Source organism: Streptomyces sp. NPDC096323 (assembly GCF_040302845.1).
Lineage (GTDB): Bacteria > Actinomycetota > Actinomycetes > Streptomycetales > Streptomycetaceae > Streptomyces.
Genome location: NZ_JBEOSI010000005.1, coordinates 1 through 13985 on the forward strand (window position 1 = coordinate 1; position 13985 = coordinate 13985).

The 13985-nt window shown below is 71.3% G+C and carries 14 protein-coding genes; 10 read left to right on the forward strand and 4 right to left on the reverse strand.

The window, feature by feature from the left end; translation table 11 throughout:
• Window positions 1-164 precede the first annotated feature (164 nt).
• Entirely contained in the window at window positions 165-458 is a 294-nt protein-coding gene (locus ABTX18_RS14730; RefSeq protein WP_352123104.1) for a hypothetical protein, read from the reverse strand.
• 243 nt (window positions 459-701) lie between these two features.
• Here ABTX18_RS14730 and ABTX18_RS14735 point away from each other — a divergent pair, with 243 nt between their 5' ends.
• Window positions 702-1295, forward strand: a complete 594-nt coding sequence (locus tag ABTX18_RS14735) for a hypothetical protein (protein WP_352123105.1) — start codon at window positions 702-704, stop codon at window positions 1293-1295.
• Window positions 1296-1355: 60 nt separating this feature from the next.
• On the opposite strand, the gene ABTX18_RS14740 is transcribed toward ABTX18_RS14735, so the two are convergent.
• Entirely contained in the window at window positions 1356-1949 is a 594-nt protein-coding gene (locus ABTX18_RS14740) for a hypothetical protein (protein WP_352123106.1), read from the reverse strand.
• Window positions 1950-2265: 316 nt separating this feature from the next.
• On the opposite strand from ABTX18_RS14740, the gene ABTX18_RS14745 reads away from it, so the two are divergent.
• Window positions 2266-2769 (forward strand): DinB family protein, encoded by a 504-nt coding sequence (locus tag ABTX18_RS14745; protein ID WP_352123107.1) that lies wholly within the window; start codon window positions 2266-2268, stop codon window positions 2767-2769.
• Here the strand turns inward: ABTX18_RS14745 and ABTX18_RS14750 are convergent.
• A complete protein-coding gene (locus ABTX18_RS14750; protein ID WP_352123108.1) occupies window positions 2766-3674 on the reverse strand; it encodes a YihY/virulence factor BrkB family protein in 909 nt (302 codons plus the stop codon). The genes ABTX18_RS14745 and ABTX18_RS14750 overlap by 4 nt on opposite strands.
• Window positions 3675-3914: 240 nt before the next feature.
• Here ABTX18_RS14750 and ABTX18_RS14755 point away from each other — a divergent pair, with 240 nt between their 5' ends.
• The 4 genes from ABTX18_RS14755 to ABTX18_RS14770 all read left to right on the forward strand — a co-directional run bounded on the left by ABTX18_RS14755 (window position 3915) and on the right by ABTX18_RS14770 (window position 7567).
• The gene (locus ABTX18_RS14755; RefSeq protein WP_352123109.1) at window positions 3915-4307 is read left to right on the forward strand and encodes a hypothetical protein; all 393 of its coding nucleotides are present in this window, start codon (window positions 3915-3917) and stop codon (window positions 4305-4307) included.
• A complete protein-coding gene (locus tag ABTX18_RS14760) occupies window positions 4304-4600 on the forward strand; it encodes a hypothetical protein (RefSeq protein ID WP_352123110.1) in 297 nt (98 codons plus the stop codon). Before ABTX18_RS14755 ends, ABTX18_RS14760 begins: the two co-directional genes overlap by 4 nt.
• 323 nt (window positions 4601-4923) lie before the next feature.
• Entirely contained in the window at window positions 4924-6501 is a 1578-nt protein-coding gene (locus tag ABTX18_RS14765; protein WP_352123111.1) for an outer membrane protein assembly factor BamB family protein, read from the forward strand.
• 124 nt (window positions 6502-6625) lie between these two features.
• Window positions 6626-7567, forward strand: a complete 942-nt coding sequence (locus ABTX18_RS14770) for an FG-GAP repeat domain-containing protein (protein WP_352123112.1) — start codon at window positions 6626-6628, stop codon at window positions 7565-7567.
• 56 nt (window positions 7568-7623) lie between these two features.
• Here the strand turns inward: ABTX18_RS14770 and ABTX18_RS14775 are convergent, their stop codons facing one another.
• A complete protein-coding gene (locus ABTX18_RS14775; RefSeq protein ID WP_352123113.1) occupies window positions 7624-8064 on the reverse strand; it encodes a hypothetical protein in 441 nt (146 codons plus the stop codon).
• 294 nt (window positions 8065-8358) lie between these two features.
• Between ABTX18_RS14775 and ABTX18_RS14780 the strand changes: the two genes are divergently transcribed.
• From ABTX18_RS14780 to ABTX18_RS14795, 4 genes are all read left to right on the forward strand, one after another.
• Window positions 8359-8697: a hypothetical protein gene (locus tag ABTX18_RS14780; protein ID WP_352123114.1), complete on the forward strand. Its 339-nt coding sequence runs from the start codon at window positions 8359-8361 to the stop codon at window positions 8695-8697.
• Window positions 8698-8850: 153 nt separating this feature from the next.
• On the forward strand, window positions 8851-9843 hold the full coding sequence (locus ABTX18_RS14785) for a hypothetical protein (RefSeq protein ID WP_352123115.1): 993 nt from the start codon (window positions 8851-8853) through the stop codon (window positions 9841-9843).
• Window positions 9844-10085: 242 nt separating this feature from the next.
• The gene (locus ABTX18_RS14790) at window positions 10086-11360 is read left to right on the forward strand and encodes a DUF1266 domain-containing protein (RefSeq protein WP_352123116.1); all 1275 of its coding nucleotides are present in this window, start codon (window positions 10086-10088) and stop codon (window positions 11358-11360) included.
• A gap of 143 nt (window positions 11361-11503) precedes the next feature.
• Window positions 11504-13843, forward strand: a complete 2340-nt coding sequence (locus ABTX18_RS14795; RefSeq protein WP_352123117.1) for an FG-GAP-like repeat-containing protein — start codon at window positions 11504-11506, stop codon at window positions 13841-13843.
• Window positions 13844-13985 lie beyond the last annotated feature (142 nt).

A 13985-nucleotide genomic window follows, 5' to 3' on the forward strand; every position in this document is an offset into this window, starting at 1 on the left:
CGCACACCCGTACGCGGCACGGAACCCCGCGCCCACCGACGGCACCGACGACGCAACTCCCCCATGGATGACATGCTTTCGACCCTACGGGCGCCCCGGGCCCACCGTCATGGGCCCCAGGCCCCAACTCCCCCGCAGCCGACAAACGTCACCGAGACCGGCCCTCAGGATCCGGGCAACCCGTCCGCGGCCAGGCCCCGCACACCCGCAGCGACCGCCGGATCGGCGGCGATCCGCCGCAACGCGCCACGCCTTCCGGCACGTCCACGGTCCACGGTCCAGCGAAGCATCCACATCGCCTGCTCCACCGCACAGCGACGCGCGACGAAACGCAGTGCCCGCTCCATCGCCCACGGCACGATCCGATCCACCTCGTCCACCTGCGCGGTCCACCGGAAGGCGGCATCGGCGAACTGCTCGCGCACGTACGGCAGCCAGAAGGCAACGAAAGGATCCACTTCACCCGGCACCCGTATCGGAGTCCGGTCAACGGCCGTCGGCCCTTCGCTGATGCGGCGGCGTCGTATCGGTGGTGCGACACCGAGCTCCCTCATCACATCACCCGACGGCCGGCACCGTCCCCCACCGCCTGTGTGGGCCCAACTTTGGGGCCATAGACCCAGGTCACCCCGGTCGGACCGCCGTACGCTCCCACCGAGCCGGATACCGGCTGGTGAGCGGACGTCGGAGAGGGAGAACCCGTGAACGGTGGCAGCGGCTGGGGAGAGGGAAGCGCGGGGCACGGGGCCGGTCGTCCGGGGAGAGGCGGCGGGACCGGTGCGCTGTTGGCGCTCGCCCGGTGCTGGGCCGTCGGGGCCGTTGTCCACGTCATCGCCGCATATGTGGTCTCCCGGGGGATCGTCGACCTGCTGGCCACAGACGAACGGCTGGACGCCTTCACGTGGCGGCTGGCGCTCCAGCACGTGCCCGCCGTGCTCACCACCGTGCTGACCGTGCTGGCCGCCGCCCGGGTCCTGCCCGCGGAGCAGCGCGCGTCCCGGCCGCTGTATCTGTCGGCCGCCCTCGGCGTGCCGCTGGCCGCGCTGGGCTACGGGTACGCGGTGCTGTGGCAGCTCCCCGACATGGAGGCGGTCCTGCTGCCCGTCGTCACCCTGGCGACCGGGGCGGCGGTGGGCCTGGCCGTGGACCGGCTGATGGACGACGACGCCGACGCGCCGCGGTCCGCGCCGTACTACTGGCGTGACGGCGGCGCCACCGCCACCGGCTACGTCGGGGGCGTCCTGGTGGCCACCGGCATGGTTGCCGCACTCGCCACGGCGGGGGTCGTCGGCTAGGGCCTGTCCGACCCCTGATCCGCCGGACAGGCCGAGGGGCCTGCCCCTCGACCGCTGCCCCTACCGGTTCGGCACCTCGCTTCCGTACACCACCCAGGGCGACTGCCGGAACGAGCCCACCCCGCTCAACTGCGGCTGCACGGCCGCCACTTCCGGTCGCACCGCGAGCGTGTCCGGCCAGTGGTCGAAGTACACCGTCCCCTGCACGATGAACCCCCTCCAGTCGGTGGCCGCCGACGCGCCCTCCCGGTCGACGACGAAGCCCACGCACAGCAACGACGCCCTCCCGATCGCCTCCCGCACCGCGCGTACGACCGTTTCCCGCTCGTCCGGTCGCAGGCCTCCGAGGGCGAACTGCAGCGCCACCGTGCCGTCCTGCGTTCGCTGGACGCGGGTGGGGATCTCCGCGCCGCTGCTCAGCCAGAGCAGGAAATCGACCTGGTCCAGCCGCTGCAGACCTGCCAGCAGCACGAGTTGGTCCCTCGTCACCCGGGACTGCGTGACGGTGGTCCGGGGGCCCGGTCCGGTCAGTGTGATGCGCCGGGTGACCGGGTGGTCCGGCCGCACGCCCGCCGCCTCCAGGTCGCCGAGCAGCGCTTCGGCGTCGGGGCGGTTCCAGCCCAGGTGGTACGAGTAGAAGAATCCGTCACTCATCGACACGTCACCTCATGAAGAGAATCCGGGCACCCCGGACGCACCCCGGCACGTGCCGGAGGAGGGTAGCCGCCCTGCTGGTCAGGTAGAGCGTGGAGATCCCCGCGCATGCGGGCGCACCCGTCCCGCCGCCGGTCGGGCGGTGTCGCGAGGCGCTCACGGTTGGTCACCACGAGCGTAATGAGCGCCACCGCCCGGTGCGTGGGCCCACGGGCCCACAGCGGACCCCAATGCCGCGGGAAGCTCCGCCGTTCAAGCGGGGGCTCCGCCGTTAAGCAGTGGACAGGGTGCCGACGACCGGCCATCGTGTACGCCGATGACACGCACCGATTCGCCTCCCGCCTGGGACGAGCGCACCCAGCTGACCACCTTCCTCGACTACACCCGCGCCACCGCGTTGGCCAAGTGCGAGGGACTCTCGCAGGAGAACGCCGTCAAGGCCCCGCTGCCGGGTTCTCCCCTGATGACCCTCGCCGGTATCGTCAACCATCTCCGGTGGGTCGAGTACTACTGGTTCGAGGTCGTGTTCCTCGGCGGGGAGGACGAGGGCCCGTGGACGGACGAGGACCCCGACCGCGAGATGCGCATCGCCGTCGACATGCCGCTCGCCGATGTGCTGTCGGAGTACGAGGAGCAGAGCGCGCGTTACCGGGAGCTCGTCGCGGCGCATGACCTGGACACCCACGCCAAGAAGCCGCGCGGGGACGGCCGGCACCACGATCTGCGCTGGATCCTGCTGCACCTCATCGAGGAGACGGCCCGGCACAACGGCCACATCGACATCATCCGGGAGACCGTCGACGGCACCACCGGAGACTAGGGCCTTTCTTGGGCGCTGTGCCGCGCCCGGTTCAGCTCGACGTTGAACTGGGCGCCGGCCAGCAGCGCCAGGTTGGTGAACCACACCCAGATCAGGAACACCACCAGCCCGGCCAGTGAGCCGTAGAGCCGGCTGTAGGACCCGATGTACGTGGCGTACAACGTGAATCCCGCCGAGGCCACCAGCGACAGCAGCGCCGCCAGTACGCCGCCCGGCAGCCCTTGCCGCGTGCCGCGTGCGGATGCCGGTCCGGTCCGGAAGAGGACCATGATCAGGCAGGCGACCAGACAGAGCAGCACGGGCCACTTCAGCACCGCCCACACCGCGTCCCCCAGATGCGCGAGCCCCATCCGGTTCCCGAGCCAGCGGGCCAGCGGTCCGGAGAGCACGAGGGCGAACGCGCTGGTCATCAGGAGCAGCAGCAGCCCGATCGCCCAGGCGGCGATGATGGGTGCGCTGCGCAGGGCGGGCCGGGTGTCGGGCACCCCGTGCATCGCGTGCAGGGCCCGCCGGAACACGGCCAGATAGCTGGACGCGGACCAGATCGCGCTGACGCTCCCGGTCGCGACCAGCAGCCGGACTGCGGTGCGCTGCTCGGTGGCCGCCTCCAGGGGCTGACGCAGTGCGGCGCCGGACTCCGCCGGGGCGAAGGCGGTGATGTCGGCGATCAGCGCCTTCGTCGCACCCGGGTCGGTCAGCCCGATGACGGACACCGTCACCAGGAGAGCGGGGAGCAGCGCGAGTATCGCGTAGTACGTGAGGGCCGCCGCCCAGTCCGAGAGGTCGTCGTTCCACAGCGAGACGGGCGTGCGCCGGAGCGCGACGGGCCAGTGCCGCGGCTTCCCGGGGCAGCCGTCCGGGTGGGCCGGCGCCCCGGCGGCGGTAGGGCTGAACTTACGGGACACGGATGCGACTCCGGAGAGGGAGGAGGGCCGGCAGGGTCGGGCGCCGCCCGTTGGAACGGCCGTGGCGACGCCAAGCTGCGCCAATCCTCTACTGCTCCCGTTCAGAGCTGATACACCCGGTTCGTGGCGGAGGCGGGGTACGGGACCGGGAGGCGGCCGTGCGTGGGACCGGCGACCGGCGACTGCCGACCGGACCTCGGTGTCGGCATCAGTGTCACACCCTGGTCGTACGCTCGCGTCATGAGCGTCTCCCTCTACTACCGCGCGCAGCGCGCGACACCGCTGACCGAGGCCGAGTCCGCGTCCGTCGAGCGCATCGTCGCCGCGCACATGGCGTCGTTCCCGTACGACGACGAGGAAAGTCTGTATCTGTACGAAGGGTCCGTCTCGGAGCCGGAGGACATCGTCGACGGGTCCACCAGGATGCCGTCGGAGCCGGACCGCCTGCTGCCCGTGATCGTTCATGTGCTGGATTCCGTGACCGAGTTGCGCCGGGCCCTGACGGATGCGGAGTGGCGCGTGCACGTGGAGGATCTCGACATCCCGTGGGACGAGGCCGAGGGGTACGCACTGCCCGGGATGCGCGACGCGGACCTGACGGCGGAGCTCGGTGAGGAGGGGGTGGCGGGATGAGTGACGCGCGCACAGGAACGGCTGGGGGTACCACTGCGCCCACGCCGGAGCAGCACCAGCTGATCGAGTTCGGCGAGGCGCTGTACCGCCGCATATCGCCGGACGCCGCTCTCGGCCATGTGCTGCTGCCCGAGGACGACGCGGTGGCGGTCGTGCACCAAGTGCGGGGTGGCGGAAGCATCCTGGTGGCGGGTGACCGGTCGGTGCTCTTCTACGGCTCGGCCCTGGATATCGGTGCCGCCCTGTCCGACTTCCGGGCGGGCGTGCGGACGCCCTTGGAGCGGTTCGGGTAGGTGCGCCCACAGAGAGTGCCGTAGCCGATCACGTCGACGTCCGGCCGGCCGTTCTCCCGCTCGGTGTAATCAGTCGGTTACCGACGGCCCCTCCCGGCGATCCGTGTTCTTCGTTCACCCGACAACATCCCCGCCGCCCGCAGGGCGAACCGCAGCCGGTCCGCGCCCTGCCGGAACGCCGGAACGCCGGAACGCCGGGCGCCCTGCCAATGTGAGCAATGCGCACACTCCTCGGCCCGGCCCTCATTACGCTGTCGCCGGAACGGACTTGGGCCGGGACATGACGACCGGGCCGAGCCGTCCGTACGACGAGGGGGACGCCGATGACACACACACCAGGGCCCTGGTACACACCGCGGCCACAGCAGCAGCCGGTGCCGCACAATCCGTACGCCCATCAGGGGCAGGGGCCGCCCGGTCCGCCGCCCGGTCCGTACGCCCATCAGGGGCAGGGTCCGCCCGGACCGCCCCGGCGCAGGCGGTTCGGCCGGGGGCCCGTGGCCGTCATCGTCGCCGTCGTCCTGCTCATGGCCGGCGGCGGCGTGTACGCCCTGACCGGCGGCGACGGCGAACACGAGTCGGCAGCGCCAGTGGTGGCCGGCACACCCGAGCCCTCCGCAACGGAGGCTTCGAGCAGTCCACCGGCCTCCTCCACCCCCACGCCCGACCGATTCCCGACGTCGGCCGAGATCAACGCGGCGCGCAAGCCCGGGGATGCGACGGCCTGGGTCGTCGACGACCCGACCGATCTGCCCCGGGGCAACATCCTGGCCAACGACCTGTGGATCGTCGGCGACACCGTCGTCCAGGCGGTGCACAAGAAGGTGACCGCCCGCCGCCTCTCCGACGGCTCCGAGGCGTGGAGCCTGAAACTGCCCAGCACGGTCTGCGAGACGCCGGTCAACCCCACCCCCGACGGCAAGGTCGTCCTGCTGCACCACAACCGGGCCAAGAGCCGGTGCAATCAGCTCCAGGAGATCGACCTGCGCACCGGAAAGGCCGGCTGGCACAAGGAGTTGACCGAGACCGGCTCGATGGATGGCACGATCATCGTGCACAGCGCGATCAGCGGCGGCACCCTCGCGATCGTCCAGAGCATGCGGGCCGCGGCCTACCGGATCAGTGACGGGGCCAAGCTCTACGACATCCCCAAGGAGAAGGCCGGAGGGTGCTACCCGGACGATGTCGCGGGCGGCCGCCGGCTCGTGGTGAGTTACGGCTGCGCGATCGGGTCGAAGACCCCGTACAGCACGCTCCGGGGGGTCGATCCGCTCACCGGCAGGACGCTCTGGCGGTACCGCACCCAGCCCGGCTGGGAGGTGGGCAAAGTGCTCTCCGTGGAGCCGGTGGTTTTCACCACCCTTCACGCGGAACGGCGCACGGAGGACTGGCGCGTCGTCTCCCTGGGCCCCGGCGGGAAGCTGCGCCGGACCATCGACGCCAGGCCGAAGGGATTCAAGCACTGCGCCGACTCCGGGGATGCGGGCCAGGGCATCCAGAACTGTCGGGGCGCCCTCGTCGGCAACGGCCTCGTCGCACTGGGCGGCACCGACCGGGTGGGCGCCTATGACCTCGGCACCGGAAGGCTCGTCTGGGGCGTGAAGTCCGAGAACGGCCCCGCCCTGCACCCGCTGCACATGGTGACCGGCAAGGCGGCCCTCGTGTACGAAGCCGCCACCACCAGAAAGCCTGGTCGGATCCTCCGGATCGGCCCGGGCAGCGCCGACACGGAGAAGGAGGTCCTGCGCCACCCCGTCGCGGCGAAGAGGGCGGAGTATGACGTGTTCGCGGGAAATCTGGCCTATGCGAAGGACCGGATCATCATCACCCCGACCATGGTCAACGGGGACGACGCACAGCCGCACGCCGAGATGATCTCCTTCGCCCCCGGCGGGAACTGAGCGCAGACACCGGCACCTGCACCGGTCGGGCATTGTCAGACCCTCGTGAGAGTCTTTCGATCAACGACAGCACGCACCATGCGCTGTCGAGTGAGCAGGCTGATCAGTTCCAGGGGGGACTTTCGTGATCAACATTCGACGCCGCCGTACGGTTCGCGGCGCTCTCGCCACCGTCGCCGCCACGGTCGCCCTGGCCGCCACGGCCGGTACGTCCTTCGCCTCGGGCGACCCCGTCGGCGCCGACCGGGCACGCACGTCGGCCGAGGCCGAGCGTGCCGCCCAGCGCGCCACGAACCCGGGTCTGCGCGCCGCCGCCGAGGCCGTGGAGACACCCACGTTCCCCATGACCGCGGTGCACAAGCGGACCTCAGAGTTGTACCTGTACTTCGCCGACCGCAAGGGCGGCTTCGAGCCCCAGTACGACGTGGGCGTCACCTACGAGTTCGCGGCAGACGCCATCGATGTCGACAACGACAAGGACGGTTACAGCGACGGAACCTGGAACCTCCGCAAGGACGGGCGGCTGTACTACACCTGGAGCGACGACTTCGATGTGTACAGCGAGCAGGTGGGCAAGGGCTGGAACATCTACACCACGGTCCTCTCCCCCGGCAGCCTCGGCGGGGCCCCCGAGGCCGACCTCATCGGCCTGGACAAGTCCGGCGTCCTCTGGGGCTACCTCGGCTACCCGGACGGCACGGTCACCGCGCGCACGCGGATCGGTGGCGGCTGGGGCCAGTACAACCAGCTTGCCGGTCAGGCGGATCTGACCGGTGACGGAAAGGCCGACATCGTCGCCCAGGACAAGTCCGGCGTCCTGTGGCTCTACAAGGGCACCGGTAACTACAAGGCCCCCTTCGCCGCGCGTACGAAGATCGGCGGCGGCTGGAACGTGTACGACCGCCTCCTGTCGGTCGGCGACCTCGACGCGGACGGAAGGACGGACCTGGTCGCGCGCAAGCTGAACGGCGACCTGTTCCGGTACTCGGGCACGGGCAGTGCCTCAGCCGTGTTCAAGAGCCCGGTCCAGATCGGCCGCGGCTTCCAGGCCTACAACCTGCTGTAACCGTACGGACGGGCAGGACGGGCCGCTCTCCCCGACGGGGAGGGCGGCCCGCTGCGTCATCCGGCAGGGCGGACCTGCGCGAACCTCGCCGCCAGGACGGGCCCCAGCTCGCCGACGATCTCGTGCCCCGGCTGCCCGGGGAACGGCAGGTACTCCAGGAACGACGTCACCACGACCTCGTCGATCCCGGGGACGTTCCGCGCGCTCTGTCCCTCCAGGAACCGCAGGGTGCGCCGCCAGTCCGGCGCGTCCGCGTCGCGACCGAGGTACGACCGCACGGTCTCCTGGGTGACGTCCCAGAAGAAGACGTGGGGCAGCACCCCGTCCTGGTTGAACACATGCGTTTCGTAGAGGTCCTCGAAGGCGGCGATCTCGGCGACGAGATCCTTCACCAGTCGCACGTCTGGCTGCGCGTCCCGTTGCACGTCTGGTTGGGCGTCCGGCCGCAGGTCTGGTTGGGCGTCCGGCTGCAGGTCTGGTTGCGCGTCTGAGGTCATCAGCATTCCTCGATCGAGCCCCGGGGTGGTTCTCGTAGCCCTTGTACTTGCCCATCTGGGCGTCGACAACCGCCTGGATGAGCGCCTTCGCTGTCTTGGTGTCCTTCGCGCGAGCCGAATCCATCGAGCGAATCCATTCGAGACGCCGTTCGAGATCGTGGCACCATTACCGCATGACCACGAGCCGAATGGTCCATGCCGCGTAGGCGGCCAGGACGGATCCGCGCCGGCGCCGCCGGCAGACACCGGACACCGGGTGCACGGCCAGTGATTGACGGCCTGTCTTCCCGTGCGGTGTCCGAGATCCTCGCACTCGAACGCACCCGGAACCATCTGCGGCCGGGCGACGCCAGCACGGCTGTGGGCCTGTGGAAGGACTACGTCCACCAGCCCGAACGTGCTCTGTGGCAGGACCACGAGTGGGGCAACGTGCACTGGTACTGCTGCGGCGACCCTTTCGAAGCCCGCGCTCTCCTCGACATCGTGATGCAGGCTGTATCCCCCCGAACCGCCCGCGAACTTCGAAAGATCGTCAGCCGGTCGGACGCCGTCCGGAACCTTCCGTCCCCGCCCTACGACGTGCCCGGACGTATGGCCGCCGGGCCGGCCGCCGGCGATCCTCCGCTGGGGTGAACCGCGGTATCACGTGGCGGGGACGGCCCGCCCGGTCGACGTGGCGGGGATGCTGGTTCGTCCACGACCAGGAGGCGGACCACGTCATCGCGGCGGCGACGCAGTTATCCACAGGCCGACACGCTTCCCGGCGCCTTGCGGAATCGTGGCCCCATGAACACGGCAGGCGTCACAAAGGCACACTCGCCCCGCCCCCGCCCCCGCCCGGACAAGCACGCACAAGGACTGGCGCTCCTCGCGCCCGGAGGTGTCCTCTTCACCGCCCGCGCCGTCGAAGCGGGCTGGAACCGGAGGCGGTTGGCGTACGGGCTGAGGCGAGGAAACTGGCAGCTGATCACCCCGGGTGCCTGGGCCGCCCCGGGGCGCCGGGTCGACTGGTTCACCCGCGCCTGGGCCGTACAGACCCTCCAGCCGCACCTCGTGTGCAGCCACCGCACCGCGGCGGCCCTTCACCGTCTCGAGCTCCTTCGCGCCCCGGGCGACGAGGTGGTGGAGTTCACCCACCCGCGCCCGGGCGCGTACCGGGGCCGCCTCGGCATCCGCTTCCACCAGCTCTCCCTCACCCCCGCCGACCGCACCGTACGGCGCTCCCTCCACGTCACGTCGGCGGCCCGCACGGTCGGCGACCTGATGCGACAACTCCCGCGCGCCGAGGCGGTGGTGGTCGCGGACTCCGCCCTGTCCGCCCGCCGGGTGCGCGGCGCGCGCCGCCCTCCGCTCATTCGCCTCGCCGAGCTCCACGCCGAACTCGCGAGCCCCCGCCACGGCGCCGCCCGCGCCCGTACGCTGCTCCCGCTCCTCGACCCCGCCTCCGGATCCCCCGCCGAAACGGTCGCCCGCCTCCTGCTCCACGACGCCGGACTCCACCCCGAGACGCAAGCGGCCCTGCGCACCCCGACCGGCCGGCACCTCCGCCCGGACTTCTTCTTCCGCGCCGAGGGCCTGGTCGTCGAGGTCGAGGGCTACGCCTTCCACGGCACCCGCGACGCCCACGCCGAGGACGTCCGCCGCTTCAACGAGCTCCAGAGCTGCCCGGAGATCCGCCGCATCCTCCGCTTCACGGCCACGGACATCTACCGCCACCCACAAAGGGTCCTCACGGACATCACCGGGGCACTCCACGAGCTCCGGGTGAGCCGAAGTTGAGATCGATGTAGGCGCTTTCCGGGCCCCAGGAGCACGCCAAAAGCGCCCACATCGATCTCAACTTCCCGGCCGGCGTCCACGCGTAGGTCGTGGTGCGGATCGGGAGGCCCTGCGCCTGGACGCCTCCGAGTGTGCCGACGCCGCCGACGCCTTCGAGGGCGGCCTCGGCGCACTCGCTCAGGTCGGCCCCGCCCGAAGGGTCCGGCACGCCGACCGTGCCGGCCGCCCCTTAAGGTTTGCCCATGGGTTTGACAACAGGTCACGACGGAGGAGCCCTGCCCGGTCCGACGGCCCCGTCGCAGGGCTGGCAGGCGCCGAGCGCGGTCGAGCGGGGGCTGTACGAGGCGAAGGCGCGCGGCGACTGGCCCGCGTACTACGACCTCGTCGCCCGGGCCGACCTGTACATGATGCAGTCGCGGGCGTACGTCGACGCGAACCCGGGCAGCACCCGCTTCCACCCCTACTGGAACCCGCAGACCCGGACCATGTGCCTGGCCGTCTACACCGGCGGCATGCTGCCGCCGCCCGTCGCCGACCCGGTCTACAACTGCTACGACCTGGGCTGGTTCGCGGAGGCCTGGAGCCAGAACGACCCGCCCTACCTCGTCGTCAATCCCGGCAGCCCTTGTGAGGGCATCCTGCCGGCCGGGCCGGAGGGCCGCGCCCTGTGGCAGCGCCACTCCGCCCCGGTCGAACGGCCGGGGCTGGCCCGGGGCGCCGTCCACACCCTGGAGACGGGCGGGCCACTCAGCGGCCTCGTCGCCTTCGGCCTCGCGGCCGGCGCGCACATCAACGTACGCAACGGCCACTACTGGAACTCGATGGCCTACCACGGCAGCGGCTACCGCATCGAGAAGCGCACGCTGGAACGCTGGTGGGGCGTCACCACCCGCGAGGACTGGCAGGACATGCAGGAGGAGCTGCTGAGCGCCGGGATGGTCAGCAGCGTCTGGGAGTTCGTCCTGCAACTGCGCCGCTCCATGGCCCTGGACTTCGCGGGCCCCATCGACGTCGACCACTGGCGGGAGGCCGCGGTGAAGGTGGTGCGCCGGCGCGCCGAGGCCGCCGCCGAACCCCGCCTGACCGCGGACGGCGTCACCCTGGGCCGCACCGTCACCGCCGCGGAGCTGGAGGGTCAAGTGACCGGCGTGCAGAGGCTGATCGGCCGCATCGCCCGCTACGAGGCGCGGTTCCGCGCCGACGGCGTGCTGCCCGACGGGGGCTTCGTCCAAAGCGTCGAGGGCTGGGACTACGGCCGCGCTTCCGGGATGGCCCGCTGGGGCCTCGCCGCCCGCCTGTGCTCCCTGCAGGAGGCGGAGGCGGCCGTGGTCCGCGCCGGCCGTCTCGTGCAGCTCAACTACCGTTCGTGGGAGGACTTCTCGGCCGCCTACGTTCTCGGCCGCTGCCTCCACTTCGACGAAGAGGAGTTCGGCGAGTGGTACCAGACCGCCCTCGCGACCCACCGCGCCCTGACCAGTGACCCGGCCAGCCCCTGGCGCACGCTCCCCTGGACCTGAGGAGTGCAGGCAGGCCGAGGGAAAAACGTGGCCGTCGCCGCGCGCCCCAACACCCCCGCGTACGCCCGCGATCAAGGTCCACCCCAGCGCGGATCCGGCCGGCCCCACCGGCTAATGTCCTGCGCTCTAGGGGAGGAGCACATTTGAAGCACACACGTGCCCAAGGGCACACGCACAGACCCGGTCGACGTCTGACGGCCCTCGCCGTCACCGCCGTTCTCGCGGCCACCGGGGGGACGCTCGCCGCCGGTCCGGCCACCGCCGCGACGGGCACCCAAGCCACCGCGGCCGCCCTGCCGGTGAGCGCCGGCGACGCGACTGGGCAGGAGACGGCCGTACGGTTCCCGCTGAACGCGGAGATCGTCAGCGCCGGGACCACCGGCTTCCTGTCGCGGACCAACGCCACCACCCCCGAGTACCGCTGGACGCGCTACGCGGACGGCACGTCCACCGTGCTGTCCGCCGCCTCGGTGACCGGCGGGGCCTCGGACATCGTGGTGACGGGCGACGCGGCGGACATCGGCGACAGCCGGTTCCTGAAGTTCCACGACATGGCCACGCCCTCGGCGGAGCCCGTGGAGGTGGACCTCGCCACCTTCGGTGAGGACTCCTGGTACAGCGGGGTGGTCGGCTCGACCCTGATCGTCATGGTGCAGACCGAGAGCGAAGTGGAGGACTTTCTGCCTCGTCCTCATCTCGTCACCGTTCGGGGCGGGACCCTGACCGATCGCGCGGTGCCCGGCATGCCGTCCGGGATGTGTGACCTCAACGCGACGGCCCACACCGCGCAGACCGTCCTGTTCGACTGCGGTCTCGGGTACAACGAGGTCCGCGGCAAGGTGGTCGTCGATCTCGCCACCGCCACCATCGTCTCCGAGCACCTCCAGGGAGGCGATCCTTGGCGCATGACCGAGTCGGCCGTCTCCGACACCCATGTGGCGTGGCAGGAGGCCAACGTTGCGGCCCGGGCGATCGTCGTCGCCCGTCGCGGCACGGCCGAGCGCAAGCAGCTCAAGGCGGAGGGGTTCTACGGCGACGACTTCCGGCTGCTCGGAGACTGGGTGACCCTGGGCCAGCCGCGCTCCCTCGAGTACAGCGAAGGGCCGTACGGCGGCGTGAACCCCAAGCCCCCGCGACCCTTCGTCGCGGAGTCGGCCGAGACCGGCGAAACGGTCCAGCTCCTCACCCACGCCTCGTCCTCCGCGCCCGCGCCCGACGGCTCGCTCATGGTGCGCGGCGGCACCACGGCGGCAGGGGAAGGCCTCTACCGGGTCGCCCTCGGCGCGAACGGGAAGCCCGTCGCCACGATGGTCGCGCCGACCGGTCAGGCGACCGCGGTGACCCTTCTCGGCAGCAAGGTCCCGGCCGTGATCACCGGTGCCCAGCTCGCCAAGGGCGTCGACATGAGCTGGGACCTGTCCCGGGGCGACGCGTACGTGTGGGCGACGCTGGTCCACGTGCGGACGGGGCAGCGGCTGGAGTGGCCGCTCGTGAGTGAAGGCGGAACGCCGGCCCGTCGGACCGTCGGCATGCACTGGAACGGCAAGGAGCTGACGAGCTTCGAGTCGACCCGGCCCGCGCCGGGCGGTGAGTACACCTGGGAGATCACCGCGCGGCCGGACGACGGCATCGGTCCGGAACTGAAGACCACCGGCCGGTTCACCGTGACGCGTCCCGTGGCCCCGCACGACTACGACGACAACGGCACCCCCGACGTGTTCAGCCGTGACGCCGGCGGTCAGCTTGCGCGCTTCGGGATGCAGCCGTCCGCGGCGGGCGACAACCTCGTCCACGAGGGCGGCTGGCAGGTCGGTCCCGGCTGGCAGGTGTACGACCGGCTGGAATCCGTCGGCAACATCGCGGGCACGTCCGTGAGCGACGCGATCGCCCGGGACAGGAGCGGCGTGCTCTGGCTCTATGAGGGCACGGGCGACGGCACGAAGCCGCTCCGGGCCCGGAAGAGGATCGGCGGCGGCTGGGGGATCTACGACCGGCTCGCCGGCGGCGGCGACCTGACCAACGACGGGCGGGCCGATCTGGTCGCCACGGACAAGTCCGGCGTCCTCTGGCTCTACAGCGGTACGGGCAACGCCAACGCCCCCTACTCCGCACGGAAGAGGATCGGCGGCGGCTGGGGGATCTACAACGACCTCACCGCCGCCGGCAACCTCGCTGGAGCAGCCGCCGGGGACCTCGTCGCACGCGACAAGGCCGGTGTCCTGTGGCTCTACCTCGGCAAGGGCAACGGCACGTTCGCCCCGCGTACGAGGATCGGGTCGGGCTGGAACACGTACACCGACCTGATCGGCATCGGTGACGGCAATGGCGACGGCCGCCCCGACCTGCTCGCGCTGAAGCGAGGGGCGAGCCCGAACCCCGGCTCGTACTTCTATGCGGGCACCGGCGACTGGCGCGCCCCGTTCAAGGGCGGGAAGGGGAACGGCGTGCTGCCGGCCGACTCCTTCTACGAGACCGGGTTCTGAGACCCGGGAGCTTTGAACGGGACCCCGGGCCGGAGCGGCACGGTACGCGCGCAGGCGCGCACCACCACCGCTCCGGTCCGGGGCGTTGTCAGGCGGAGCCGCAGTACGGCGGCGCGGCAAGGCGTTCGGGACGTGAAGACGC

What these genes read in the sequence shown, in the direction of transcription:
- ABTX18_RS14785 (WP_352123115.1), top strand. Translation starts at nt 8,851, where the DNA reads ATGAACACGGCAGGCGTCACAAAGGCACACTCGCCCCGCCCCCGCCCC.
- ABTX18_RS14745 (WP_352123107.1), top strand. Translation starts at nt 2,266, where the DNA reads ATGACACGCACCGATTCGCCTCCCGCCTGGGACGAGCGCACCCAGCTG.
- ABTX18_RS14755 (WP_352123109.1), top strand. Translation starts at nt 3,915, where the DNA reads ATGAGCGTCTCCCTCTACTACCGCGCGCAGCGCGCGACACCGCTGACC.
- ABTX18_RS14775 (WP_352123113.1), bottom strand. Translation starts at nt 8,064, where the DNA reads ATGACCTCAGACGCGCAACCAGACCTGCAGCCGGACGCCCAACCAGAC.
- ABTX18_RS14760 (WP_352123110.1), top strand. Translation starts at nt 4,304, where the DNA reads ATGAGTGACGCGCGCACAGGAACGGCTGGGGGTACCACTGCGCCCACG.
- ABTX18_RS14790 (WP_352123116.1), top strand. Translation starts at nt 10,086, where the DNA reads ATGGGTTTGACAACAGGTCACGACGGAGGAGCCCTGCCCGGTCCGACG.
- ABTX18_RS14740 (WP_352123106.1), bottom strand. Translation starts at nt 1,949, where the DNA reads ATGAGTGACGGATTCTTCTACTCGTACCACCTGGGCTGGAACCGCCCC.
- ABTX18_RS14765 (WP_352123111.1), top strand. Translation starts at nt 4,924, where the DNA reads ATGACACACACACCAGGGCCCTGGTACACACCGCGGCCACAGCAGCAG.